Source organism: Parerythrobacter aestuarii (assembly GCF_030140925.1).
Classification (GTDB): domain Bacteria; phylum Pseudomonadota; class Alphaproteobacteria; order Sphingomonadales; family Sphingomonadaceae; genus Parerythrobacter; species Parerythrobacter aestuarii.
Genome location: NZ_JARBWD010000001.1, coordinates 1825219 through 1848850, shown reverse-complemented (window position 1 = coordinate 1848850; position 23632 = coordinate 1825219). Strand labels below are relative to the sequence as shown.

The window sequence follows — 23632 nt, the reverse complement described above, 5'->3', positions numbered from 1 at the left end:
CTATTCCTCGCGGTAACCGTCGTGACAGGCCTTGCAGGTGTCAGCCATTGCCATGAAGGCTTCGTTGGCACCTGCCCTGTCACCTGATTCAGCGAGTTTCGCCAACTCCACTGCGGCTTCACGATAAGCGCTGGCCCTCGCTTCAAATCCTTCACGGTCGCTCCACACTGTGTCCAACGCTCGTGTGGGCGAGACATTCGACCCGTCCGGAAACATTCTGGGAAGCGTTTCCGCCCAGCGGGCCAACAAGATTGCGCCGCCCCGAGTGAAGCGAAGATCGCCGTCTTTCGCCAGGCCTTGCTTGATCTGGGCAACGGCACGGGTCGAAAGGAAGAAAGCATTTCGCCGAGCAGCGACGACGTCGATCGCGTCCATTGTCACCGTAGGCGGAGGACTTGCTCCTGCCTCCTCTTGCGCTGAGAGGTCGCCGCCAAGGACGACCGTTCCTACCACAAGCGCAATGGCTGGCCAGGCCTTTCGGATCTTCATAGCGCTGTCTCCTTAGTCGTATTTGACACCTTCAAGTCCCTGACCACCATCGGCGATGAAGGCATCGATCCGTTCTTCCAGGACCGGCAACGGCACCGAACCCAGCGACAGAACTACATCGTGGAATTTACGGAGATCGAACTGATCGCCCAGTTCGGCCTCGGCTTTCTTTCGGACCCGGCGGATTGTCATCTCTCCGAGTTTGTAAGCCAGCGCCTGCCCTGGCCAGCTGATGTAGCGATCGACCTCTGTGTTGACCTCGTGCGTGGAGAGGGCAGTGCGCGATGCTAGGTAGTCGACCGCCCGTTCACGGCTCCAGCCATAGTGATGGATACCGGTATCGATCACCAGCCGAACGGCGCGCCACATCTCGTAGCTGAGCTTCCCGAAGCGCTCGTAAGGGGTGCGGTATATCCCCATCTCTTCACCGAGGTACTCGGTGTAGAGCCCCCAGCCCTCGCCAAAGCCGGAAAAATAGGTGCGGCGGCGGAATCTGGCCGCTTCGGGCTGTTCGTTGGCGACAGCGGCCTGGAAACTGTGACCCGGGGCGCATTCATGCAGGGTCAGCGCGGGGATATTGTAGAGCGGTCGCGACGGCAGGTCATAGGTGTTCATCTGGCACGCTTCGTAGCCACCACGCCCGGCCGTATAGAACGGGGCGATTGCCGGATCGACTTCGACGATCGAGAAGCGGTGACGAGGCAAGAAGCCGAAGAACTCATCCAGCACTCCATCGACCCTCTTGGCGGTATAGGCCGAGACGCCCATCAGCTCATCGGGCGAGCTGGCAACGAATTGAGGGTCGGTGCGCAGGAAACGGACGAATTCGTCCAGCGTGCCTTCGAACCCAGCCTCGGCTTTCACCTTCGCCATTTCGGCGGTGATTCTTGCGACTTCTTCGAGCCCAATCTGATGGATCTGCTCGGCTGAAAGATCGAGCGTCGTGTATTGCCGGATCTGCTGGGCATAATAGGCAGGGCCATCAGGCATGGCTTCGGCAGCGAGTTCGGTGCGGGTCTGCGGGAGATATTCTTCGCGGAAGAACGTCAGCAGCTCGGCATAGGCGGGCGTTACAGCCTCTTGGATTGCGGCCACTCCCGCTTCCTTGAGCCGATTGGCCTCGCTGGCCGGGATCCCGTCAGGCATTTGTGTGAAAGGTACCCAGAACGGACTATCCTCGGCTTTGTCCGTGACATAGGCGGCGAGCGATGCATCGCGGCCTTCCAGCGTCACTCGCGGCACGGAGAACCCCCGAGCGAGGCCAGTTCGCGCATTCGCGGTATGCTCTGCGAAATAGCGCGGCAGGTCGCGCATCTGCCCGATGTAACGCTCGTAGTCCTCTACGGAGCGGAAACCGCGCCGCCCCGCCAGGTAGCTCCAGAAATTATTGTCGCTGTCGAAGGGCATTTCCCATTCGCGGTATTGGGCATCGCCGACCTCTTCATTGAGCAGCGTGCGGAAGACGGCGGCATCGATCCTGGATTTCTCGGAGAGTTCCGTGCTGTCGATCGAGTCGAGAAGTTCCAGCATTTCCTGCGCGAATGCTGCGCGTGCCAACTGTGCTTCGGGCGTGACCGAAGGCAATGAGGTGGTCGGCTGGGGATTGCCCTTTTCGTCCAGTGTCCGCCCCGATTGTATGACCTGGAACTCGTAATACTCCCCGGTCAGGGCCTCCAGCTCGTCATTTGCGTTGGTCGTCGCCAATGCAGGTGCGGCAGTCGTTGCCAGCAGGGTAGCGGTGACGATGGGCAGGAATTTCACGATAGAGTACCTCCAAACCTTTGCGCCGGCTTCAGGCGCCTGTCATGAAGGGCCTAACATCGCTTCAGCCCACCCGCCAGAGGCGTGCTCGGTTTCGCAAACCGAAGGCGTGCTGTGGCTGGCAATTCGAGGGAGGATACATGATCGAGACAAGTGAATTGGGGCCGGCCGTCCATGCAAGAATGGACGATGGCAAGGTCAATGCCATGTCGATCCCCATGCTGGCGCGCATCCGCGAAGTGCTGGCCAATGCAGCGGCGAAGCAACTGCCAGTGGTGTTGGAAGGCAAGCCGGGCCTGTTCTCGGCCGGGTTCGACCTCAAGACCTTTGCCCAGGGACCGGGCCCGGCGCTGGAGATGCTGCAGGCCGGGCAGGATGCGATCCTCGACATCCTGACGCACCCAGCCCCAGTGGTCACGATCTGCACCGGCAATGCCTATCCTGCGGGCGCGTTCCTGATGATGGCATCGGACCGCGCAATCGGCATCCGTGGCGACTTCAAGATCGGCATGAACGAGACTTTGATCGGGTTGGTCTTGCCTGCATTTGCCGTCGTTCTGGCCACCCATCGCCTGGCCCCATCGGGCCGAAAGGCGATCAGTACGGGCATGATGTTCGATCCCGACGAAGCGCTGCGGGTGGGATATCTCGACCGGCTGGTGGACGCAGAGGCGCTGGAGATCGAACGCGCGGCTTTGCCCAACTATTTCGACAGCATGAAATTGCCCGCATTCGCCGGGAACAAGGCGCAGGTGAACGCTGGTGTGATCGAAGGGATCAAGGCGACGAAGATGCCGGAGCTGTGATTTAGTCGGGCTTCTTCGCCACGCCTACCAGCGCCGGGCGGAGCAGGCGATCCTTGATCATGTAGCCGGCCTGCATCTCCTGCACGATGGTACCGGGTTCGGCGTCATCGGTCGGAACTTCCATCATCGCCTGATGTTGGTTCGGATCAAGCGGCAGGCCCATCGCGGCAATGCGGCTTACCCCATGCTGGGCGAAAACCTTGTCGATCTCGCGGCGGGTGGCATCGATACCGGCGACGAGACCCTTGAACTTCTCGTCTTCGCGCAACTCCTCCGGGATCGCATCGACCGCACGGGTCAGGTTGTCCGATACTGACAGGATATCGCGGGCAAAGCCGGTGGCGGCATAGGCGCGGGCGTCGGCAACGTCTTTCTCCATGCGGCGGCGGACGTTCTGGGTCTCGGCCTTGGCGTAGAGCGTTTCCTGCTTGGCGGTCTCGAGATCGTTCTTCAGCGCCTCCAGAGCAGCGGTAATGTCGCCGCTCTCTTCAGCGTCACTGCCGCCATCATCGCGAAGGTGTTCGGGAACGCCCTCCATTTCCTTGGCCATTTCTTTCTCAACCTCTGCGTCAGCCGCAGTGTCCTGCTTCTTGTCGTTGTCGATCATTGTTCTTTTGAGGCTTTCGGTTAACCGATCAGTTTGCCCAGCGAACGGGCCGTAAAATCCACCATGGGGACGACGCGCGCGTAATTCAACCGCGTGGGGCCGATCACGCCCAGCACGCCAACGACTTTTCCTTCGCGGTCGCGATAGGGGGATGCGATGACGGACGAACCTGAAAGTGCAAAAAGGCGGTTCTCGCTGCCGATAAATATGCGCGTTGAATCAGCGTCACGCGCGGTCTCCAGCAGCTCGGCCACGGATTGCTTGTTTTCCAGGTCGTCGAGCAAGGAGCGGACCCGGTCGAGGTCCTCGAGAGCGCTTTCGTCGAGTAAGTTCGCCTGACCGCGCACGATCAGTACCGGGCGCTGGGTGGCGTCCTCTGTCCATACCGCAAGGCCGCGTTCGACGAGGTCCTGGCTCGCCTTGTCGAGAGCCGACCGGCCAGCGGAAATTTCCGCACGCACAGCACGGGTGGCTTCGCTGAGCGTCCGCCCTGCAAGCCGTGCGGTGATGTAATTGCTGACCTGTTCCAGCACATTGGCAGGCGTATCGCCGATCTCGATTACGCGGTTTTCGATCCCGCCGTCTTCGCCGACCAGGACGGCGAGCGCACGACCCTGGCCCAGAGGTACCAGCGAGATCTGGGCGAGGCGTGGTTCGCGGCTAGGGACCATGACCATGCCTGCTGCTCCCGAGAGGTCTGACAGCATGGAGCTGGTCGCTTCAAGCGCTTGCTCGATCGGGCCGGAATGCCCCAGACGCGCTTGGATGGTTTCGCGTTCGGCCCGTGTCGGTTCGGCAACCTGCATCATCCCGTCGACAAACAACCGCAGGCCCGTTTCGGTCGGCATGCGCCCGGCGCTGGTGTGCGGCGCGGCAAGCAAGCCGATGGATTCGAGGTCTGCCAGCACGGATCGGATCGAAGCGGGAGACAGATCGAGTGCCTGATCTTGCGACAAGGTCTTGGAACCGACCGGCTGTCCGCTTTCCAGATAGCCTTCGACGACGAGCTGGAAGATTGCCCGTGCGCGGTCGGTCAGGTCGGAAATCTCTGCTGTCATTCTTTCGCGATGTTGAGCTGCCCAAAGGTCATGTACACATTGGTTGTCCCGATGGGGGCACGATACGCGCCGTTGGACTCCGCAAGGTAATCCGCGAGCGCTGTCAGTTCCCATGCGCGTTCATCAGAAAGCACGCCCAGTTGGGTCGAGACTTCGGTGAGTCCGTGGGCTTCGGCGTAAGTCTTGAGCAAAAGGGCCGCCTGCGCACTCGCCGCCGGTACCGATGGATGATCCCAGCCCCACATGAAGGTGCCGTCACGGGTATCGTGAGTGCCGATGACTTGCACCGGAGCGGATATCAGCCATCCTTCCTTGTTGGTGAATTCGATCACACCCCGGTCGAGATCGACGGCCCAAGAGCTCTCGTCCAGCTTCCAGGTGCCGATATGAAATTGCGTCTTCTGCTGCAGTCCGCTCATGGCGCGCGCTACCGCCAGGTCCGGTGCATCCGCCATCCGGTCATTGCTAGCTTCAGCGCTTTCGTTACCGCTGTTCGAGCTGTCTTCGGGCATGGTACCAGTCAAGACCATGCTCAGGAACAGTGCTGCTGGCAGTATCATACCGGTCCTTTCGGGTTGAACGCTTCGGCAGTTGATTTATGGCCGCCTGCATCCAAACGAAAGGATTTTCATGCGACCTTCCGGACGCGCGCCCGACGAGATGCGCGCTATCACTATCGAGACCGGCTATACCAAGCACGCCGAGGGCTCCTGTCTGATCAGCTTCGGCGACACACGTGTGTTGTGCACCGCCAGCGTCGAAGACCGCTTGCCGCCATGGTTGCGCGGCAAGGGAGAAGGCTGGGTAACAGGCGAGTATTCCATGCTCCCGCGCGCGACACATACGCGCGGCTCGCGCGAAGCGGCACGGGGGAAACAATCGGGCCGGACGCAGGAGATCCAGCGCCTGATCGGGCGGTCGCTGCGGGCCGTTGTCGATCTCAAGAAACTCGGCGAGCACCAGATCACGCTCGATTGCGACGTCATCCAGGCCGATGGCGGGACACGTACTGCCTCCATCTCTGGCGCATGGGTGGCGTTGCGGCTTGCTGTCAACGGCCTGCTCAAGTCAGGTGCCCTCAAAGAAGATCCGATCACGGCGAAGGTCGCTGCTATTTCCTGCGGCATCTATGATGGCACGCCAGTGCTCGATCTCGACTACCCAGAGGACAGCAACGCTGATGCAGACGCCAACTTCGTACTGATCGAAGGCGGCAAGATCGCAGAGGCTCAGGCAACCGCCGAGGGCGCACCCTATGACGAGGAAGGCTTTCTGCGCCTGCTTCGACTGGCTCAGATCGGTTGCGCAGAGATCTTCACGGCCCAGGGCAAGGCTACCGCATGACACGCCGTCTCGGCTCCGGCTCGCTGGTGATCGCCACGCACAATGCAGGCAAGCTGAAGGAAATCTCGGCGCTGCTCGATCCCTACGGGGTCAAATGCATCAGTGCCGGTTCACTGGGCCTGCCGGAGCCGGCAGAGACCGGCAAGACCTTTGTCGAGAACGCCCTCATCAAGGCGCGCGCAGCAGCCGAGGCCTCGGGGATGGCGGCGCTAGCTGATGACAGTGGGTTGGCGGTCGATTCACTGGATGGCCGGCCCGGTGTCTACACCGCCGACTGGGCCGAGCGGCAATGGTTCGAAGGCGAGCCGGGCCGGGACTGGTACATGGCGATGGGCAAGGTCGAAGGGATGCTGCAGCAATTGGGGCCAGACGTCGATCGCAGTGCGGCGTTCCATTGCGTGCTGGCCATCGCCTGGCCAGACGGGGAGCATGCAATCTACGAAGGCAAGTGCACCGGATCGCTGACCTGGCCCCCTAGGGGTACGCTCGGCTTTGGCTATGACCCCGTGTTCGTACCAACCGGACGCGAGCAGACCTTTGCCGAGATCGATCCGGCGCAGAAGCACGCCATCAGCCACCGCGCCGATGCCTTCGCGAAGCTGGTAGCGGAGCAATTCGGCTAGCGTGTGTCCCCGCGCAGGCGGGGACCTCAGCCCGCCCGTGATTTGCCCGATTGCCTGAGACCCCCGCCTTCGCGGGGGATCACGAAGGTGCTAGAGACCTTTCTATGGCCCGCGCACTCTACATTCACTGGCCCTTCTGCGCGAAGAAATGCCCCTATTGCGACTTCAACAGCCATGTCCGCGCCAGCGTTGATCATGCGCTGTGGGAGCGAGCGATGCTGGCCGACATGCGCTATGAGGCCGGGCTGGCGGGCGGTGAACCGCTGACATCGGTCTTCTTCGGCGGCGGTACGCCGTCGCTGATGCCCCCTGCCCTCGTGGCGTCATTGCTGAGCGAGGCCCAGGCCCTGTGGGGCTTCGCGCCCGATATCGAGATTACGCTGGAAGCCAATCCGTCCTCGGTCGAAGCGGCCAATTTTGCCGACCTCGCCGCAGCCGGGGTGAACCGCGTCTCGCTCGGCGTGCAGGCACTGGACGATGCAACCCTGCGGTTCCTCGGGCGGTTGCATGGTGCGGACGAAGCGCTGGCCGCACTCGATACCGCACAAGCGAACTTCGGCCGGGTCAGTTTCGACCTGATCTATGCCCGGCCCGGCCAGACCGAGGCGCAGTGGCGCGCCGAGCTGGCATGCGCGCTTGGCTTCGGCACGTCGCACCTCTCGCTCTACCAGCTGACCATCGAGCCCGGCACGCGCTTTGCCACCGATGTGCGGCAAGGCACTTTCACACCGCTCGATGACGACCCAGCGGCCGACATGTTCGCCGTGACGCAGGCGATGACAGCTGCTGCAGGCCTCCCAGCCTATGAGGTCAGCAATCATGCCCGACCCGGCGAGGAAAGCCGGCACAACCTAACCTACTGGCGTTACGAGGACTATTGCGGGATCGGCCCCGGTGCGCATGGCCGTCGGAGCGGGATTGCCACCACCCGCCATAAGAAGCCGGAGAACTGGCTGACTGCTATCGAGGATGCAGGGAGTGGTACGCAGGAAGAGCGCGCCCTCGCAGCGGCAGAGCAAGCCTCCGAAGCCCTGATGATGGGACTGCGCCTCACCGAGGGTGTCGATCTCGCGGTTATGGCGCGCCGGTTCGGGATTGCACCGGAAGGGTTGGTTGATGATGAGCGGGCCCAATTCTACGCACGCCTGGGCATGGTCGAACATGACGGCGACCGTCTGTCGGTTACACCCAAGGGCATGCCGCTGCTCGATGCGCTGCTGGGCGAGCTAGTTTCCTCCGAACTGGTGCTGGCGTGAGTGTGGCGGACATCCTCGCCCAGTGGCACACCCATCTGGCCGTCGAACGCCGCCGTTCCCCACATACCGTGAGGGCCTATCACAAGGCCGCCGAGCGTTTGCTGTTTGCGCGCGACCTTGCCGAATGGGGGGACGTGGCAGCGGTCGATTCCGGCATGCTGCGCCGTCATCTCGCCCAGCGCCGGGCGGAAGGATTGGCTAACAGCTCCGCCGCTCGTGAATTGTCGGCTCTCAAGGCCTTTATCGCCTATGCCCGCAGCGAAGCCGGGGAGGAAGAGGCCGGCGCGCCGCGCCTGCGCGGGCCGCGGATCAAGAAGGGCCTGCCCCGCCCCGTCACGCCGGACGAAGCGGTCAACCTCGCCGATTTGGTCGAAGCAAATGCGGCGGACGACTGGATCGGCAAGCGCGACCGCGCGGTGCTGTTGCTGCTCTATGGTGCCGGGATGCGGATTGCCGAGGCGCTGTCTCTCAAAGGGAGCGACCTGCCGCTCAATGAGCGCCTGCAAGTCACCGGCAAGGGTGGCAAGCAGCGAGTGGTCCCGATCCTGCCAATCATCAGTGCGGCAGCGGCAGACTATGCCGAGGCCTGCCCATGGCCGATCGAGCAGGACGGACCATTGTTCCTTGGGGCCAAGGGCGGGCCGCTCTCGCAGGGCATGATCCAGAAAGCGACGGCCCGGGCGCGCAAGGCGCTCGGCCTGCCCGAAACTGCCACTCCGCATGCGCTCCGCCACAGCTTCGCGACCCACCTGCTAGGGGCGGGTGCGGACCTCAGAAGCCTGCAGGAACTTCTCGGACACGCCAGCCTCGGCTCGACCCAGATCTACACCAAGGTGGATGCAGCGACGCTGCTGGAAACCTATCGCGGGGCGCATCCGCGCGAGAAGGGCTGACTACATCGCGGCGTGGCGCGCTTCGATCGCGTCCCAGATCAGTGCGGGTGTGTCCGTCCCGTTGAACCTGTCGATCACGACGATTCCCGTCGGCGAAGTGACATTGATCTCTGTAAGGTACTTGCCGCCGATCACGTCTATGCCGACGAAGACCAGCCCTCGCCGCTTGAGCTCAGGCCCCATGGCAGCACAGATTTCTTCTTCGCGCCCGGTCAGTGTCGTCGCTTCGGCATAGCCGCCCTGCGCCAGGTTGGAGCGGAACTCGCCCTCGCCCGGGAAACGGTTGATCGCGCCGCTGACCTCGCCGTCGACCAATACGATACGTTTGTCGCCCTCGGCCACCTCGGGGAGGAAGGGTTGGACCATGTGCGGTTCGGGCCAGGTCTGGTTGAAGACTTCGCTCAGGGCCGAGAGGTTGGTCCCTTCGGCGTCGACGCGGAAAATTGCCTTGCCGCCATTGCCATGCAGCGGCTTCACCACCACGGCACCATGTTTCTTCTGGAATTCGCGAATGTCGCTCAGCTCGCGCGCGACCAGCGTCGGCGGCATGAAGCGGGCGTAGTCCAGCACGAACATCTTCTCAGGCGCGTTGATCACTTCGCGTGGGTCATTGACGACCAGCGTCGTGCCCTTGAGCCGGTCGAGAAGCAATGCCGCCGAGATATACCCCAGGTGGAACGGCGGGTCCTGCCGCATCAGTACCACGTCGATGTCGGTAGCAAGGTCGATTTTGCGCCGCTCGCCCATGGTGAAGTGATCGCCTGCGACCCGCTGGACCGTCACCGGCGCCGCATGGGCGGTGATGCGGCCATCCTCATAAGCCAGCGAACCGACATCGTAGTGATAGACCGTGTGTCCGCGCGCCTGAGCGCTGAGCATCAGGGCAAAGCTCGAATCCCCGGCGATATTGATGCTTTCCATGGGGTCCATCTGGACCGCGACTTTCAGGGCCATTCTCGTTCCTCGTCGCCCCTGCGCAGGCAGGGGCCCAGATTGCTTCACAGTCGGCGCACCGATAGTCAGCAACGCCGCAATTCAGGAAGGCATACCGCCTGATCGGGATGGTGGATAGGCCCCTGCCTGCGCAGGGGCGACGGGTTTTGAACTACGGCTGCCAGGCATTGGCGATGTGGCGCGGGAAGCTGCCGGGTGCAAGCAGGATCACGTCGATCCGGATGTCTTCCCCCTCGCGGGCATAGTCGTGCGCTACAGCCTCGGCGGCGGCGGCAACCCGGCTCAGCCGACGTTCGTCAATGGCATGGTCCAGCTCCGCTTTGTCCTTGCGCCATTTGACTTCGACGAAGGCGACCAGCTTGCCGCGCCGCGCGACAAGGTCGATTTCACCCAGCGGTGTCCTGACGCGGTTTGCCAGGATCGACCAGCCTTTGGCACGCAGCCACAGGGCTGCGCGCTTCTCACCGTCGCGGCCACTGAGTTCCGCGAGTTGGCGCTTCATTCCTTCAGTTCCATGGCACGAGCATAGAGCTGCTTGCGGTCGAGGCCCGTGGCCTTGGCGACGTAGGCCGCGGCCTGCGAAATTTTCATAGTCTTAAGCGCTTCGCGCAAGAGGTCGTCCGGGTCGGCCTGGCAAGCTTCCTCTGGTGGAGGTCCGACCATCAGGACAATTTCGCCCTTTGGTGGATGGGCGTCGAAATGGGCCATCAGCCCTGCTCCCATCCCGCGGCGACATTCCTCGTGCAACTTGGTAATCTCGCGCGCGACAGCGATCTCGCGACCGGGCAACACCTCGTCAATTGCGGCAAGGCTTTTCATCAGTCGCGGTCCGGTTTCGTAGAAGATGAGTGAGGTGTCGACCGGTGAGAGTTCCTCCAGCAAGTCTCGTCGGGCCTTGTCCTTGACCGGCAAAAAACCAGCGAACAGGAAGCGGTCGCTAGGCAGTCCAGAAAGAGTCAGTCCGGCAATCGCAGCACAGGCACCGGGGACAGTCGTCATTGAACGACCTGCATCCCGCGCGGCCCGTGCCAGCCGATAGCCAGGATCGGATACCAGCGGAGTGCCGGCATCGCTTATCAGCGCAACGGCCTTGTCAGCGAGGCTGGAGACGATGGCATCGCGGGTCTTGGCATCGACATGATCGTCGTAGCGCCACAAGGGTTTGGTTATCCCCAGATGCTTGAGGAACTTGCCTGCAACACGGGTGTCTTCGCAAGCGACGGCATCGCACCGTGCAAGGGTCTCGATTGCCCGCAGTGTTACATCGCCAAGATTGCCAATAGGCGTGGCGACTATATAGAGGCCCGCAGGCAAGGGGTCGGTGGGGATCTCGGGCTGCACGATTGTTGGCATGGACAGAAGTTGAGGGAGTCGCAAGCATGACGGGGTTCAAACTGGCGCGTCGCGCGCTGGTCATCGCAGGTTCGGCGGCGTTGCTGGCCGCCTGCCAGGTTATCCCGAAAGGGCCAGCGACTTCTACCGGTCCGGTCGATACCGGTCCGGCACCCGAACCCAGCGCCACTGCCCTGCCCACCGACGAGACCCGCCACCGCGTCGCCCTGCTGGTTCCGATGAGCGGCGACAACGCCCGCGTCGGTCAGTCGATCGCCAATGCCACCACCATGGCGCTGCTTGATACCAACGCCAGCAATTTGCGGATCACGACGTATGACACGTCAACCGATCCGCGAGGTGCCGCGCGCAAGGCAATCGCCGATGGCAACAAGCTGATCCTCGGCCCGCTGCTGTCCGGCAATGTCGCTCAGGTGCTGGCTGAAGCTCGCCCTGCCCGTGTGCCGCTGATTTCGTTTTCCAATGACGAGAGCGTGGCCGCAACCGATTCCTTCGTGATGGGCCACTTGCCCAGCCAGTCGATCAGCCGGACCATTGCCTATGCCCGCAGCCGGGGTGCACAGAGCGTGGCTGCGATTGTACCCGACGGAGAGTATGGCCAGCGCGCCGAACTGTCGCTGACCCAGGCGCTGCGCGAGAATGCAATGTCGCTTGGCGGGATCGAACGGTACGCTCGTGGCAATACCTCGATCGTGAGCGCGAGCGAGCGGTTGAAGGCGCGCGGTGGGTTCGATGCCGTACTGATTGCCGATGGCGCCCGCCTTGTCATCCAGGCGGCCGGAGTGTTCAAGCCGGGCACAACCCAGTTGTTGGGCACGGAGTTGCTCAGCGGGGAATCCTCTGTAACGCAGGCCAGTGCTCTTCGTGGCACCTGGTTCTCGGCAGTGTCCGACGGCCGCTTCAAGCGTTTCTCCGAGAGCTACAATTCGCGCTTCGGCGGCCAGCCTTTCCGTATCGCAACGCTCGGGTACGACAGCGTGCTGTTGGCGCTGCGGGTCGCGCGGGACTGGAAAGTCGGTAGCAGTTTCCCGACCGGCGCGCTCTATGCAGATGACGGTTTCCTCGGCCTTGACGGAGCGTTCCGCTTCGGGCGCAACGGCGTTGTGCAACGGGCAATGGAAGTGCGCGAAGTGCGCGCCGGCGGCGTCGTGATCGTGGATGCCGCACCGACAAAATTCTGACAAGGCGCGCGGCCTGCGCAAAACCTTTGCCGGGTAGCTTGTAGCGCGGTGAAACCGGGGCCTATAGCCTTGGCCTATGCCTGACTCCGCGCCTGACGACCTGTTCGAAAACACCCCCGCTTCCAGCGGCGATTACGATAGCTCTTCCATCGAGGTTCTCGAAGGGCTCGAGCCTGTGCGTCGCCGGCCGGGCATGTATATCGGCGGGACCGATGATCGCGCCCTTCATCACCTTGTCGCCGAAGTGCTCGACAATGCGATGGACGAAGCGGTGGCTGGCCATGCCAGCCGGATCGAAATCCGGGTTGAGGAAGGCAACACCGTTTCCATTGCTGATAACGGTCGCGGGATCCCGGTCGATGAGCATCCAAAGTTTCCGGGCAAGTCGACGCTGGAAGTGATCCTCTCGACACTGCACTCGGGCGGCAAGTTCTCCGGCAAGGCATATGCTACATCGGGCGGCCTTCACGGGGTGGGCGTCAGCGTGGTCAACGCATTGTCCAGCCACACGCGGGTCGAAGTGGCGCGGGATCGCGAGCTCTATGCGCAGGAATTTTCCAAGGGGCAGACGCTCGGGCCGATCCAGAAGCTCGGTCCCACGCCCAACCGGCGCGGTACCACGGTCACCTTCACCCCCGACACCGAGATCTTCGGCGATCGCCAGTTCAAGCCTGCGCGGCTGTTCAAGCTGGCGCGGTCCAAGGCCTATCTCTTTGCGGGGGTCGAGATCCGCTGGAAATGCGCCGCCAGCCTCACCGGCGAGGATGTGCCCGAAGAGGCGGTGTTCAAGTTCCCCGGCGGGCTGGCCGATCACCTGCGCGAACAGGTGGGGGCCCGTGAATGCGTGACCGCCGATCACTTCACCGGGCGGCAGGACTTTCCTGACGAGCAGGGCCGCGTCGAATGGGCGATCGCCTGGCCCCTGTGGTCGGATGGATCGACCAGCTGGTATTGCAACACCGTCCCTACCCCCGATGGCGGGACGCATGAACAGGGCCTGCGCGCGGCGCTGACCAAGGGACTGCGCGCTTTCGGCGAGCTGACCGGCCAGAAGAAGGCCAAGGATATCTCGGCCGACGATGTGATGACCGGCGCCGAGATCATGCTCAGCGTCTTCATCCGCGATCCGCAGTTCCAGAGCCAGACCAAGGACCGGCTGACCTCGCCCGAGGCTACGCGACTGGTCGAGAACGCGGTGCGCGATCACTTCGACCATTTCCTGTCCGACAATATGGAGCGCGGCAAGGCGCTGCTCGGCAGTGTCATGGAGCGGATGGACGAGCGCTTGCGCCGCAAGGCCGAGCGCGAGGTCAAGCGCAAGACCGCCACCAACGCCAAGAAGCTGCGCCTGCCCGGCAAGCTGACCGATTGCAGCGGCGAAACCGACGCCGAGACCGAGCTGTTCATCGTCGAAGGCGATTCCGCCGGTGGCAGTGCGAAGCAGGCGCGCAACCGCAAGACTCAGGCGATCCTGCCAATCCGGGGCAAGATCCTCAACGTCGCCAGCGCCACCGCGGACAAGATCCGCGCCAATCAGGAAATCGCCGACCTTGGCCTCGCGCTGGGATGCGGCATGCGCAAGGACTGCGACCCGCAGAACCTGCGTTACGACCGCATCATCATCATGACCGACGCCGATGTCGACGGCGCGCATATCGCCACGCTGCTGATGACCTTCTTCTTCCAGGAGATGGCCGAGATCGTGCGCGGCGGGCACCTCTATCTCGCCCAGCCGCCGCTTTACCGCCTGACTGCCGGCAAGGAGAGCCGCTACGCCCGCGATGACGCGCACCGCGCCGAGCTGGAAGCCACGGTCTTCAAGGGCAAGAAGGTCGAGGTCGGCCGCTTCAAGGGCCTCGGCGAGATGAATCCGGCGCAGCTGCGCGAAACGACCATGGACCCCGACACCCGATCGCTGATCCGCATCACCCTGCCCGCCGAGCACGAGCAACGCTTTGCGGTAAAGGAGCTGGTCGACCGCCTGATGGGCCGCAATCCTGAACATCGCTTCAACTTCATCCAGAACCGGGCTGGAGAGGTCGACCGTGACCTCATTGATGCCTGATCCTCAGGAGAACGAAGAGGGCGACGTCGTGTTCGAGGATCGCCGCATCGCGAGGCCGGATACCGCTCTGCCGGACTGGTATGCGCCCGATGCGCAGTACCGGCCCATCCCAATCGCCTGGTTTGCCGGGGCCTTCCTGCTGCAGATGGTCGTGCTGTTCGTGATCTTCATCGCGCTGGCGAGCTTCAACGGCTTCTTCACGATCGCATTTTCGCTGATGGCTACGGTGCTAATCTGGATCTGGACGTGGGAACGGGGAATGTCGGGCGCTGGCACGGGATGGCGCTTGGCTACGGTGATTGTGCTAGTGTTGCAGCTGGGTCTGAGCGTGCTGGGCGCGCTGCCCCGGGTTTGAGGGACTAGAACGGCGTCCCTTCGACAGCCCGCGCGGCAAAGAGTTCGATCTGCGGCGGGGCTGAAGCAAACCCAGAAATCTCCCCCACGAAAGCCCGCGATTCAGGAACAGCGAAGTGCTGCTTCACTGCCGCTTCGTCAGCCCACTTCTCGAAGAAGTGGATACGCAATTCGTCTTCCGCATCCACGTAGCAATTGTGCGCCAGGCAACCAGGCTCGCCGCGCGACCGGGCCGAATGTTCGCAACCAAGGCGAATGGCATCTTCGCGCGATTCGGGTTTGAGCTGGACCGTGCCAGTGATGATGATCATGCCGCTTCCTCCGTGTGAATATGCAGTTTCCCCTCCAACGTCCGGTGGACCGGGCATTTGTCGGCAATTTCCATCAGCTTCACACGCGCCTGTTCGTCTAATTCGTCACCCCTGATGGTGATAGCCCGGTTCAGTGCCTGAACTTTGCTGGTAACCTCTTCCTCGGTGCAGTGGTCGCAATCCCTGGCGTGGTCGCGCTCATGGGTCACGTGGACGCTGACGCCTTCCAGGGGCAGGCCCTTGTATTCGGCATACATCTTCATCGTCATCGCCGTGCAGGTGCCGAGAGCTGCCCCTAGCAAGTCATAGGGCGTTGGGCCGGTGTCATCGCCGCCATAGCTGCGCGGTTCGTCTGCTACGAAGCGGTGGCTCACCGTGTGCACTTCAGTGCCGAACTTTCCGTGTCCGGTGCAGGCAATCACGCCTTCCTCCGGCATCGGCCAATCCTCCTTCATTGGCATGTAGCGCTGCGCCCAGCTGGCGATCACGCGTGCGGCGAAGTCGGCATCGGCGGGATCGGTCAGCAAATGATCGGCCCCAGCCAGGCTGATGAAGCTCTTGGGATGCTTGGCAGCGTCGAACAACTTGCCCGCATGCTCGATCCCCACGATCTGGTCGGTCGGTGCATGGCAGAACATCAGCGGGACGCGCAGTGCTTCTACCTGGCCAAGCAGGTCCACATCGCGTGTCGCGTCGAGGAATTGCTTGCTCAGCTTGAACGGCCTGCCGCCAATAGCGACTTCGCCTTCGCCTTCGCGCTCGATGGCGTCCAGGTCGCCTTTCAAATTGTGCAGCACATGCGTGACATCAGAGGGCGCGCCGATTGTCGCAACTGCGGCCACCTTGCCTTTGGGCATGCGGTGAGCAGCCGCAAGGACTGCCGCTCCGCCAAGGCTATGTCCGACCAGCAGGATGCCGTCCCCGAACCGCTCGCACAGGGCGCCGGCGCTCGCGATCAGATCGTTAATATCGCTGGCGAACCCCGCCCGTCCGAACTCTCCTTCGCTAGCGCCCAGCCCGGTAAAGTCGAACCGCAGCGTGGCAATGCCTTCGCGGGCCAGTGCGCGGGTCACTTCCACCGCCGCTTTCGACTGCTTGGTGCAGGTGAAGCAATGTGCAAACAGCGCCACGCCGCGTTGCAGGCCGGTTGGCATCTCCAGCGCCCCTGAAAGCTCGTAACCCGCCTCGGTGGCGATGGAGATTTTCTCGGTCGGCATCGATTGGTCCTTTCTCGAGGCGGAGTCCGCCCGTCCTAGCCGATCGGTTACGGCGAAGCGATGGCTTCGCAGTTTCGCCCTTGCCCCGCCCGCACGGCTTCCCTAACGCTCACGTAAAGCAAGTTGCATAGGGAAACTCATGGCCGATACTCCAAAGCGTTTCGAAGGAACCAGTGACTACATCGCGACCGATGACCTCAAGGTCGCTGTCGACGCCGCTGTGACATTGCGCCGCCCGCTGCTGGTGAAGGGTGAACCCGGTACCGGCAAGACCGTGCTGGCGCATGAAATCGCCAAGGCCATCGGAGCCCCGCTGATCGAGTGGAACATCAAGTCCACCACCAAGGCACAGCAGGGCCTGTATGAATATGACGCGGTCGCCCGCCTGCGCGATGGCCAGCTGGGTGACGAGCGCGTCCACGACATTTCGAACTACATCAAGAAGGGCAAGCTGTGGGAAGCCTTCACCAGCGAGCAGCTGCCAGTCCTGCTGATCGACGAGATCGACAAGGCCGATATCGAGTTCCCCAACGACTTGCTGCAGGAGCTCGATCGCAACGAGTTCGATGTCTATGAAACCCATGAGCGGATCTCGGCCAAGGACCGCCCTATCGTGGTCATCACTTCGAACAACGAGAAGGAACTGCCTGACGCATTCCTGCGCCGCTGTTTCTTCCATTACATAAAGTTCCCCGACCGCGAGACGATGGCGGACATCATCGACGTGCATTTCCCCGGTATCCAGAAGCAGCTGGTGAAGAAGGCGATGGATGTCTTCTACGAGATCCGCGAAGTGCCGGGGCTGAAGAAGAAGCCCTCCACCAGCGAGCTGCTCGACTGGCTCAGGCTGCTGCTCAATGAAGACATGCCGATGGACGTGCTGCAGGATGCCAATCCCAACAGCGCGATCCCGCCACTGCATGGCGCGCTGTTGAAGAACGAGCAGGATGTGATGCTGTTCGAGCGGCTTGCCTTCATGGCGCGCCGCCAGAGTTGAGCTAGCTCACCGGAAAGCAATCGATGCCGGACCGCTTGAGGTCCCGACAGGTTGAATGCGCACCGCTGGCGGTTGCGCGTAGCCGATAATATTGCCGTCCATTCACAACAGCCGGTACTATCGTCATTCGCATGCGTCCGAGCTCTGGCCGTCGTTGCAACAGTTTGCCCCAGTGCGCCGATGCTTCGGCTGACGACAATGCCGCAATCAGCTGGATGGTCTGATCACCACGCCTTTGCGGGATTGATCGGGCTGCCGGGCGCTTATCTGGCTTACCGGGTGATAGACGCCGGGGATCGATCGGCACCTTTGCATCGGTCGCCTGCGCCAGCAGCAGCGCTTCCTCGTCCGTCGCTAGCGGGTCATTGGTGATAATCACGCCAGTCGTCGTGAATCCGGTCAGATCGTAAAGGTCCTTCGCGAATGCTTGCGGCAGCCGGATGCAGCCATGCGACGCCGGATAGCCAGGCAGATGCCCAGCATGGATGGCGATCCCGCTCCATGTGAGCCTTTGCATGAAGGGCATCGGTGCGTTGTTATAGAGGTTTGATCGATGGAAGACCTTCTTCTGCAGGATGGCAAACACGCCAGACGGCGTCTCCTTGCCCTTGCGCCCGGTGGAAACCGGGCTGGATCCCCACAAGGCACCGTCTGCAAAAACATACATTTGCTGCGACGCCTTGCTGATGACGATGACCACGCCCGTGGACAGGAATGAACTGATTGTCGTCTTCTGCGCTTCTTCGACCGCAACGGGTGCAACTTGAGCGGTGGCAGTCGGAATAGCTTGCTCGACGGGATTACGCTCTTGCGCTTCAACATCCGGCACGCATGCTGAAATCAGCAGCAACGATGCTGCCAGTACCAACTGCGTCAGTGTTTGCCTGCGCAAAAGCGCGCCTCCGTTAGTTCAGTTAACTAACGGTTAGTTGGACAAGTCCAGCGGGGCAAGCATTGGCCAATAACTTTGGCCCTACCCGACCGGCGAGAATATGGGCCAGTGGCGCACTTGCCCGCCGTTTGCGGGCGAACTGGAACGGTATCTTGAACATCCGGGCAAGGTAAGCGGTGCCATCCCCGGGTCCGACCAGCGCTAGGAATAAGGGGCTGGACTGCCGTTTAGAACGCGTATGCGAGTTCGGAATCGCCCCAACGGCGGCCCTTGATAACGAGCGGGACATAGACGTTCCGCACGACATCGTAGCGTTTGCCGTCGCCTTCCTGGCGGTAGACCGCCATCAGGTAGGGATCGTTGCTCGCTTTGGCCTTCTTGTCGATTGGATAGAAAATCAGTCGACCGTTGCGGCAATATTTGGTGTCGTGCTCGAGATTGCCCGTGGGCTGGCGCGAGCGGTCGCTGACATGCGTCGGCAGGAAGCCCTTCATGTCTGCAGGCGAACACATCTTGATCGCTCCACCCTGGGCGACCATCGCATCGATTGCCGGGCGCCAATTGGCGTCGGCCCAGTCCGTAAGGCGGGTGCGATAGCGTGGCGGATTGCTGCCAGGGATCAGCTGGTAGTCCTGGTCGAACAGGTCTTCCATGCTCAAATCGCCCTTATCGATGGCCTCTTCAGCCAGCCGGGCAAGTCTCTCGGCGTGTTCCTGAGCCTTGGCCACCATATCACTGTCACGAGGCGACAGGCCTGCCTTGACTATGCTGTCGAACATCTCGCTGGCGGTCATCTCGAGATCTTCCATCCGTGCATGCGCACGATCGAGCTTGGCTTCGTTGGCAAGAGCAGCGGCATCGAAGCTCGTCAGCACATCCTGCACCTTGGCAACATGGCCACTAATGGTACCGGTGGCCCGGGCAATCTGGTCGTTCTGGCGGTCGACTTCCTCAACCAGCTCGGAAACCCCAGAGATCGTTTCCTCGATCTTGGCGACAGATTCCTTCGCTTCGGTTGAGGCGGCCGCACCACCTTCAATCTGGCCGATCACGGCGCGCGCTTCGCCTTCAAGCGTTTCGATGGTGCGCGAGATTTCTTCCGTCGCCTGGCGCGTCGACCCTGCGAGGCTCTTCACTTCATCTGCGACGACTGCGAAAGCACGACCGCTTTCGCCGGCCCGCATCGCTTCGATTGTCGCATTGAGTGCGAGGATATTGGTTGTCTCGGCGATTTCCTCGATACGCTGTGAGCTCTTCTTCACCTGGTCCATCGCCGAGGCAAAACCCGTAACATGCCGGGTCAGAGTTTCGACGAGGTCGAGGAGGTTCGTAATCTGAGAGAGCGATGAGCGGATCAAAGCATTCCCGTCACCAAGACGCGCAATGGCGCGTTCGGACAACAGGCGAGCCTCATCGCTTGCTTCGCTGACCCTGTTCTGGTCGGATTCGAGATCGCTGATTGTCCCATGCAGCGCGGCGTGTTCTTCGCGCAGCTTCTGGGAGGATTCGATGACTGCCTGGACCACGCCGGCCACGTCTGTGCAGCCAACTGTCACGTCGCCGCACTTGGCTGGGATCAGCTCCAAAGCCGATTGGTCAGATGCTATGATTTTGCTATGTTCCATGAGCGCCCCTGTTCGGTTACGGCATTCCTAGGGGCATGATGGTTACTTCCCCGTAAACGCTCGGTCGGAAAAGAGGTCTGATTTCGCATGTTCTTCAATTTCGTCGACGAATTGCGCGAGGCCGGGATCGGCGCGAGCTTCAAGGAACACCTGACACTGCTCGAGGCGCTGGATCGCGATGTCATCGAGCAGACGCCTGAGGCGTTCTATTATCTCAGCCGCGCAACCTTCGTGAAAGATGAAGGCATGCTGGATCGGTTCGATCAGGTCTTTAACAAGGTTTTCAAAGGGTTATTGACTGATTATGGGCAGAATCCGGTGGAGATTCCGGAAGACTGGCTGAAAGCGGTTGCCGAAAAATTCCTCACGCCGGAAGAAATGGCGGAGATCGAGAAGCTCGGCGACTGGGACGAGCTGATGGAAACGCTCAAGAAACGCCTCGCCGAGCAGGAGGAGCGCCACCAGGGCGGCAACAAGTGGATTGGGACCGGCGGCACCTCGCCGTTCGGCAATTCGGGATACAACCCCGAAGGCGTCCGCATCGGCGGCGAGAGCAAGCACAAGCGTGCGGTCAAGGTTTGGGAAAAGCGCGAATTCAAGAACCTCGACAACACCAAGGAACTCGGCACTCGCAACATCAAGATGGCACTGCGCCGCTTGCGCCGGTTTGCCCGCGAAGGGGCGCAGGACCAGTTGGATCTTGATGCAACCATCGAAGGGACCGCAAAGCAAGGCTGGCTCGATATCCATATGCGAGCAGAGCGCCGTAATGCTGTGAAATTGCTGCTTTTCCTCGATGTCGGCGGATCGATGGATCCTTTCATCAAGCTATGCGAAGAGCTGTTCAGCGCCGCCACGACCGAGTTCAAGAACCTCGAATTCTTCTACTTCCATAACTGCCTCTACGAAGGCGTGTGGAAGGACAACAAGCGTCGCTGGCAGGAACGCACCAAGACCTGGGACGTGCTCCACAAGTACGGGCACGATTACAAGATCATCTTCGTCGGTGACGCCGCAATGAGCCCCTATGAGATCACCCATCCCGGCGGCAGCGTCGAACACATGAACGAGGAAGCCGGAGCGACGTGGATGCAGCGGGTGACAAACACCTATCCGGCAACCGTTTGGCTCAATCCGGTGCCGGAGAAGCAATGGGGCTACTCACAGTCGACCAAGATCCTGAAGCAGCTGGTCAACGACCGGATGTACCCGCTGACACTCGACGGGCTTGATGATGCGATGCGAGAACTGAGCCGTAAGCACGGGGCGTGACCGCACAACAGATCCGGCACTCTCGCTTCGCTGTAATTCGCGAGCGACTAGAAGCCTTCGACCCTGGGTTGGGTTGGCGACTTTATCTCTACGAATTCCTGCTGTTCGGGTTCAAGCAGGCGTGGGCGTGCCTGTTCGGTGGGTTGCTGTTGTTCCTGCTGCTCGCAACGCATCTTTTCTATCCCGATGACGTGCCGCTACACCGCTATGACTTCCTGACTCTCGCCGCCATTACGATCCAGGCCGGAATGCTGCTGTTCCGGCTCGAAACCTGGGACGAGGCGAAGGTCATCCTGCTGTTCCACATCGTCGGCACCGTGATGGAGCTGTTCAAGACCGCTGCGGGATCATGGACGTATCCGGAAGCGAGCTACCTCCATATCGGCGCGGTGCCGCTGTTCTCGGGCTTCATGTATGCCTCGGTCGGCAGCTACATCGCGCGCGTCTGGCGGATCTTCGACTTCCGCTTCAGTCACTACCCCAAACCATGGGCGACCTGGTTGCTGGCGGCGGCGATCTACGTCAATTTCTTCGCCCATCACTGGACCGTCGATATCCGCCTTGGCCTGTTTGCGGTGACCGCGCTGCTCTTCTGGCGAACCAGTATCCACTTTCGCAACTGGCGGGAGCATCGCTGGATGCCGCTGTTGCTAGGGTTCGGGCTCGTCGCCCTGTTCATCTGGTTTGCTGAGAACATCGCCACTTTCGCCAACGCGTGGAATTATCCCGGGCAGGAGGATGGCTGGGAGATGGTTTCCATCACCAAGCTCGGTGCGTGGTACCTATTGATGCTTATCAGTTTTGTGCTGGTGTCGCTGGTGCAGCCGGTTCGAAAGCCCGATCAGTAAAGCAGCAGGTTGCGTACCTGCGCGATCCACGCCGCCTCGTCATGCGCGGCAAGCTGGTCGAGGTCGTGCGGTGTTGCCGCTGGATTGTCGACCCATTCGCGCAAGGCCGGGCCGCCATTGATTACATCGATCGCCAGCACGTCGTTGGTGTACTCGTACTTGAAGTCAGTGCCGCGCCAGATCGGGTAGTCGGGATAGAGATTACGGATCGCCTTGAAAGCCAGGGCCTGCAAGCGCCACGGCCGGAAGGCGTCGTGATTGTAGTGCTGCCCTTCGGCATGGATCATCAGCGCATTGCACAGCTTGCCCTGGTGTTTGTGGAAGGTCGGTTCGAACCAGCAGTCGCGCAAGGCGCAGCCCGCCAGCCATTCGGGCGCCATTCTTGCCATTTCGACCAGCGCAGCCTTGGCATCGACATCGGGCGCTCCGAACAGCACTTCGAGCGGGCGCGTGGTACCCCTGCCCTCACTCAGCGTTGCGCCTTCGATCATCACGGTGCCGGCATAGGCCCGCGCCATGTTGAGATTGGCGGCATTGGGTGACGGATTGATCCAGATGCGGGCCTCCGGCCAGCCATAACCTGAGCCGGATTCGGGCAGCCAGTAATGCATGTCGATCACGCGGTAATCGACGTCGAGTCCGAAGTGGCGGATGAACCAGTGCCCCATCTCGCCCATGGTCAGGCCGTGCCGCATCGGCATCGGAGCCGCCCCGACAAAGCTCTCGTTGCCCGGCACCAGCAGCGTGCCCTCGACCGGCCGCCCGGCGGGATTGGGCCGGTCGAGCACCCACACGCTCTTGCCGTGCTTCGCTGCTTCTTCAAGGAGATAGAGCAAAGTTGTGACAAAGGTATAGATGCGGCAGCCGAGGTCCTGCAGGTCGAACAGGAACACGTCCGCGCTCGACATCATCTGGCCGGTGGGTCGGCGGACCTCGCCATAGAGGCTGAAGACCGGGATGCCGTAGTGCGGATCGATCTCGTCCGCGGTCTCGACCATATTGTCCTGCTTGTCGCCCTTGAGCCCGTGCTGCGGGCCGAACGCGCTGGTGACGTTGATCCCAGCGGCGATCAGCGCGTCGAGGCTGTGCGTGAGGTTCTCCGTCACTGAGGCCGGATGGGCGACGAGGGCAACGCGCTTGCCCTCGAGCGGTTTGCGCAGCTCAGGCTCGCTGAGCAGCCGGTCGATGCCGAACTTCATGCGCTGGCCTCGAGGGTGATGGCGCGGCAGGTCTCGCTGTGGAACTCGGGCTTGCCGGGGGCGAAGGCGAGTGCCCAGAACTGGATATTGCCCTCCCGGTCCTCAACGATGGCGTTGAGCGCGATGTCGGCCGGCAGCGGCAGTTCGCTGGCGATGGTCGTCTCCAGCTCCAGGGCGTCGTCGCTGACGGCGCAGGCGATCGATATGGCCGAAACCGGCGCATCGCGGCTGTTGAGGCGGAAATCATCGAAATCGTAGCAGGCCCAGCGCGACGAGGGGCTAAGGTTGAATTCGCGATAATAGCTGCCGCCATGCGGCTGCCAGAAGATCTCGAAACAGGTGGTCTTCCAGAGGTTGTCCATCCGCTCGCCCGTGGCAGGTTCGGGGACCTTGATTGCGGTAACGTCGCCTTCGAGGCGGAAACGGGCGCGGCATCCATCGGCAGTCGCTTCGACGGAGGCAGCCAGGCGGGTGATCGGGCCGGGTGCGCATTCGGGGTGGAGAACAAGCTCTTGCATGGGGAATGC

25 protein-coding genes are annotated in these 23632 nt (G+C 61.9%); 11 read left to right on the top strand and 14 right to left on the bottom strand.

Going from position 1 to position 23632, the window contains the following annotated elements:
- Positions 1-489 (bottom strand): c-type cytochrome, encoded by a 489-nt coding sequence (locus QPW08_RS09040; protein ID WP_284125480.1) that lies wholly within the window; start codon positions 487-489, stop codon positions 1-3.
- 12 nt (positions 490-501) lie between these two features.
- Entirely contained in the window at positions 502-2250 is a 1749-nt protein-coding gene (locus tag QPW08_RS09035) for a DUF885 domain-containing protein (RefSeq protein WP_284125478.1), read from the bottom strand.
- 140 nt (positions 2251-2390) lie between these two features.
- On the opposite strand from QPW08_RS09035, the gene QPW08_RS09030 reads away from it, so the two are divergent.
- Positions 2391-3056, top strand: a complete 666-nt coding sequence (locus tag QPW08_RS09030; RefSeq protein ID WP_284125476.1) for a crotonase/enoyl-CoA hydratase family protein — start codon at positions 2391-2393, stop codon at positions 3054-3056.
- Position 3057: 1 nt separating this feature from the next.
- Here QPW08_RS09030 and grpE read toward each other — a convergent pair whose 3' ends face one another.
- The 3 genes from grpE to QPW08_RS09015 are packed head-to-tail and all read right to left on the bottom strand — an operon-like array spanning position 3058 to position 5281.
- Positions 3058-3663, bottom strand: coding sequence for a nucleotide exchange factor GrpE (gene grpE, locus QPW08_RS09025; RefSeq protein WP_284125474.1), 606 nt, complete (start codon positions 3661-3663; stop codon positions 3058-3060).
- Positions 3664-3683: 20 nt separating this feature from the next.
- Positions 3684-4721: a heat-inducible transcriptional repressor HrcA gene (gene hrcA / locus QPW08_RS09020; RefSeq protein ID WP_284125472.1), complete on the bottom strand. Its 1038-nt coding sequence runs from the start codon at positions 4719-4721 to the stop codon at positions 3684-3686.
- On the bottom strand, positions 4718-5281 hold the full coding sequence (locus tag QPW08_RS09015; protein WP_284125470.1) for a DUF6882 domain-containing protein: 564 nt from the start codon (positions 5279-5281) through the stop codon (positions 4718-4720). Before QPW08_RS09015 ends, hrcA begins: the two co-directional genes overlap by 4 nt.
- 70 nt (positions 5282-5351) lie before the next feature.
- Here QPW08_RS09015 and rph point away from each other — a divergent pair, with 70 nt between their 5' ends.
- The 4 genes from rph to QPW08_RS08995 all read left to right on the top strand — a co-directional run bounded on the left by rph (position 5352) and on the right by QPW08_RS08995 (position 8837).
- Positions 5352-6065: a ribonuclease PH gene (rph, locus tag QPW08_RS09010; RefSeq protein WP_284125468.1), complete on the top strand. Its 714-nt coding sequence runs from the start codon at positions 5352-5354 to the stop codon at positions 6063-6065.
- Positions 6062-6688 (top strand): RdgB/HAM1 family non-canonical purine NTP pyrophosphatase, encoded by a 627-nt coding sequence (rdgB, locus tag QPW08_RS09005; RefSeq protein ID WP_284125466.1) that lies wholly within the window; start codon positions 6062-6064, stop codon positions 6686-6688. The genes rph and rdgB overlap by 4 nt, the downstream gene beginning before the upstream one ends.
- Before the next feature lie 104 nt (positions 6689-6792).
- Positions 6793-7944, top strand: coding sequence for a radical SAM family heme chaperone HemW (gene hemW / locus QPW08_RS09000; RefSeq protein WP_284125465.1), 1152 nt, complete (start codon positions 6793-6795; stop codon positions 7942-7944).
- Positions 7941-8837 (top strand): tyrosine recombinase XerC, encoded by an 897-nt coding sequence (locus QPW08_RS08995; protein ID WP_284125463.1) that lies wholly within the window; start codon positions 7941-7943, stop codon positions 8835-8837. Before hemW ends, QPW08_RS08995 begins: the two co-directional genes overlap by 4 nt.
- Here the strand turns inward: QPW08_RS08995 and gshB are convergent, their stop codons facing one another.
- The 3 genes from gshB to rsmI form a co-directional block, all read right to left on the bottom strand.
- Complete coding sequence (gene gshB, locus QPW08_RS08990; RefSeq protein ID WP_284125461.1) at positions 8838-9791, bottom strand: glutathione synthase; 954 nt, start codon at positions 9789-9791, stop codon at positions 8838-8840.
- A 151-nt stretch (positions 9792-9942) separates the two neighbouring features.
- Positions 9943-10293 (bottom strand): YraN family protein, encoded by a 351-nt coding sequence (locus tag QPW08_RS08985; RefSeq protein ID WP_284125459.1) that lies wholly within the window; start codon positions 10291-10293, stop codon positions 9943-9945.
- The gene (rsmI, locus tag QPW08_RS08980) at positions 10290-11144 is read right to left on the bottom strand and encodes a 16S rRNA (cytidine(1402)-2'-O)-methyltransferase (RefSeq protein WP_284125457.1); all 855 of its coding nucleotides are present in this window, start codon (positions 11142-11144) and stop codon (positions 10290-10292) included. Before rsmI ends, QPW08_RS08985 begins: the two co-directional genes overlap by 4 nt.
- A 26-nt stretch (positions 11145-11170) precedes the next feature.
- Between rsmI and QPW08_RS08975 the strand changes: the two genes are divergently transcribed.
- From QPW08_RS08975 to QPW08_RS08965, 3 genes are all read left to right on the top strand, one after another.
- Positions 11171-12325 carry a penicillin-binding protein activator gene (locus QPW08_RS08975; protein ID WP_284125455.1) on the top strand — a complete coding sequence of 385 codons (1155 nt, stop codon included), beginning with the start codon at positions 11171-11173 and terminating at the stop codon, positions 12323-12325.
- A gap of 76 nt (positions 12326-12401) precedes the next feature.
- Entirely contained in the window at positions 12402-14390 is a 1989-nt protein-coding gene (gene parE, locus QPW08_RS08970) for a DNA topoisomerase IV subunit B (protein WP_284125453.1), read from the top strand.
- Complete coding sequence (locus QPW08_RS08965) at positions 14383-14745, top strand: hypothetical protein (protein WP_284125451.1); 363 nt, start codon at positions 14383-14385, stop codon at positions 14743-14745. Before parE ends, QPW08_RS08965 begins: the two co-directional genes overlap by 8 nt.
- Before the next feature lie 4 nt (positions 14746-14749).
- Here QPW08_RS08965 and QPW08_RS08960 read toward each other — a convergent pair whose 3' ends face one another.
- On the bottom strand, positions 14750-15055 hold the full coding sequence (locus QPW08_RS08960) for a putative quinol monooxygenase (RefSeq protein WP_284125449.1): 306 nt from the start codon (positions 15053-15055) through the stop codon (positions 14750-14752).
- A complete protein-coding gene (locus tag QPW08_RS08955) occupies positions 15052-16272 on the bottom strand; it encodes a bifunctional alpha/beta hydrolase/OsmC family protein (RefSeq protein ID WP_284125447.1) in 1221 nt (406 codons plus the stop codon). Before QPW08_RS08955 ends, QPW08_RS08960 begins: the two co-directional genes overlap by 4 nt.
- Positions 16273-16411: 139 nt before the next feature.
- On the opposite strand from QPW08_RS08955, the gene QPW08_RS08950 reads away from it, so the two are divergent.
- Positions 16412-17269 (top strand): AAA family ATPase, encoded by an 858-nt coding sequence (locus QPW08_RS08950; RefSeq protein WP_284125446.1) that lies wholly within the window; start codon positions 16412-16414, stop codon positions 17267-17269.
- Between the two features lies 1 nt (position 17270).
- On the opposite strand, the gene QPW08_RS08945 is transcribed toward QPW08_RS08950, so the two are convergent.
- On the bottom strand, positions 17271-18137 hold the full coding sequence (locus tag QPW08_RS08945; RefSeq protein ID WP_284125444.1) for a L,D-transpeptidase family protein: 867 nt from the start codon (positions 18135-18137) through the stop codon (positions 17271-17273).
- 251 nt (positions 18138-18388) lie between these two features.
- Positions 18389-19786, bottom strand: coding sequence for a methyl-accepting chemotaxis protein (locus tag QPW08_RS08940; protein ID WP_284125442.1), 1398 nt, complete (start codon positions 19784-19786; stop codon positions 18389-18391).
- Between the two features lie 87 nt (positions 19787-19873).
- Here QPW08_RS08940 and QPW08_RS08935 point away from each other — a divergent pair, with 87 nt between their 5' ends.
- Positions 19874-21058: a vWA domain-containing protein gene (locus QPW08_RS08935; protein ID WP_284125440.1), complete on the top strand. Its 1185-nt coding sequence runs from the start codon at positions 19874-19876 to the stop codon at positions 21056-21058.
- A complete protein-coding gene (locus QPW08_RS08930) occupies positions 21055-21906 on the top strand; it encodes a DUF817 domain-containing protein (protein ID WP_407674554.1) in 852 nt (283 codons plus the stop codon). The genes QPW08_RS08935 and QPW08_RS08930 overlap by 4 nt, the downstream gene beginning before the upstream one ends.
- Here QPW08_RS08930 and QPW08_RS08925 read toward each other — a convergent pair.
- Positions 21900-23105, bottom strand: coding sequence for an exo-beta-N-acetylmuramidase NamZ family protein (locus QPW08_RS08925; RefSeq protein WP_284125438.1), 1206 nt, complete (start codon positions 23103-23105; stop codon positions 21900-21902). The two genes, QPW08_RS08930 and QPW08_RS08925, sit on opposite strands and share 7 nt — an antisense overlap.
- The gene (locus QPW08_RS08920; RefSeq protein WP_284125436.1) at positions 23102-23623 is read right to left on the bottom strand and encodes a DOMON domain-containing protein; all 522 of its coding nucleotides are present in this window, start codon (positions 23621-23623) and stop codon (positions 23102-23104) included. The genes QPW08_RS08925 and QPW08_RS08920 overlap by 4 nt, the downstream gene beginning before the upstream one ends.
- Between the last annotated feature and the right edge of the window lie 9 nt (positions 23624-23632).

Excerpts from the sequence above, each read along its gene's own strand:
- QPW08_RS09040 (WP_284125480.1), bottom strand. The coding sequence starts at position 489 with ATGAAGATCCGAAAGGCCTGGCCAGCCATTGCGCTTGTGGTAGGAACG.
- QPW08_RS09030 (WP_284125476.1), top strand. The coding sequence starts at position 2,391 with ATGATCGAGACAAGTGAATTGGGGCCGGCCGTCCATGCAAGAATGGAC.
- grpE (WP_284125474.1), bottom strand. The coding sequence starts at position 3,663 with ATGATCGACAACGACAAGAAGCAGGACACTGCGGCTGACGCAGAGGTT.
- hrcA (WP_284125472.1), bottom strand. The coding sequence starts at position 4,721 with ATGACAGCAGAGATTTCCGACCTGACCGACCGCGCACGGGCAATCTTC.
- QPW08_RS09015 (WP_284125470.1), bottom strand. The coding sequence starts at position 5,281 with ATGATACTGCCAGCAGCACTGTTCCTGAGCATGGTCTTGACTGGTACC.
- rph (WP_284125468.1), top strand. The coding sequence starts at position 5,352 with ATGCGACCTTCCGGACGCGCGCCCGACGAGATGCGCGCTATCACTATC.
- rdgB (WP_284125466.1), top strand. The coding sequence starts at position 6,062 with ATGACACGCCGTCTCGGCTCCGGCTCGCTGGTGATCGCCACGCACAAT.
- hemW (WP_284125465.1), top strand. The coding sequence starts at position 6,793 with ATGGCCCGCGCACTCTACATTCACTGGCCCTTCTGCGCGAAGAAATGC.
- gshB (WP_284125461.1), bottom strand. The coding sequence starts at position 9,791 with ATGGCCCTGAAAGTCGCGGTCCAGATGGACCCCATGGAAAGCATCAAT.
- QPW08_RS08985 (WP_284125459.1), bottom strand. The coding sequence starts at position 10,293 with ATGAAGCGCCAACTCGCGGAACTCAGTGGCCGCGACGGTGAGAAGCGC.
- rsmI (WP_284125457.1), bottom strand. The coding sequence starts at position 11,144 with ATGCCAACAATCGTGCAGCCCGAGATCCCCACCGACCCCTTGCCTGCG.
- QPW08_RS08975 (WP_284125455.1), top strand. The coding sequence starts at position 11,171 with ATGACGGGGTTCAAACTGGCGCGTCGCGCGCTGGTCATCGCAGGTTCG.
- parE (WP_284125453.1), top strand. The coding sequence starts at position 12,402 with ATGCCTGACTCCGCGCCTGACGACCTGTTCGAAAACACCCCCGCTTCC.
- QPW08_RS08965 (WP_284125451.1), top strand. The coding sequence starts at position 14,383 with ATGCCTGATCCTCAGGAGAACGAAGAGGGCGACGTCGTGTTCGAGGAT.
- QPW08_RS08960 (WP_284125449.1), bottom strand. The coding sequence starts at position 15,055 with ATGATCATCATCACTGGCACGGTCCAGCTCAAACCCGAATCGCGCGAA.
- QPW08_RS08955 (WP_284125447.1), bottom strand. The coding sequence starts at position 16,272 with ATGCCGACCGAGAAAATCTCCATCGCCACCGAGGCGGGTTACGAGCTT.
- QPW08_RS08950 (WP_284125446.1), top strand. The coding sequence starts at position 16,412 with ATGGCCGATACTCCAAAGCGTTTCGAAGGAACCAGTGACTACATCGCG.
- QPW08_RS08940 (WP_284125442.1), bottom strand. The coding sequence starts at position 19,786 with ATGGAACATAGCAAAATCATAGCATCTGACCAATCGGCTTTGGAGCTG.
- QPW08_RS08935 (WP_284125440.1), top strand. The coding sequence starts at position 19,874 with ATGTTCTTCAATTTCGTCGACGAATTGCGCGAGGCCGGGATCGGCGCG.
- QPW08_RS08925 (WP_284125438.1), bottom strand. The coding sequence starts at position 23,105 with ATGAAGTTCGGCATCGACCGGCTGCTCAGCGAGCCTGAGCTGCGCAAA.
- QPW08_RS08920 (WP_284125436.1), bottom strand. The coding sequence starts at position 23,623 with ATGCAAGAGCTTGTTCTCCACCCCGAATGCGCACCCGGCCCGATCACC.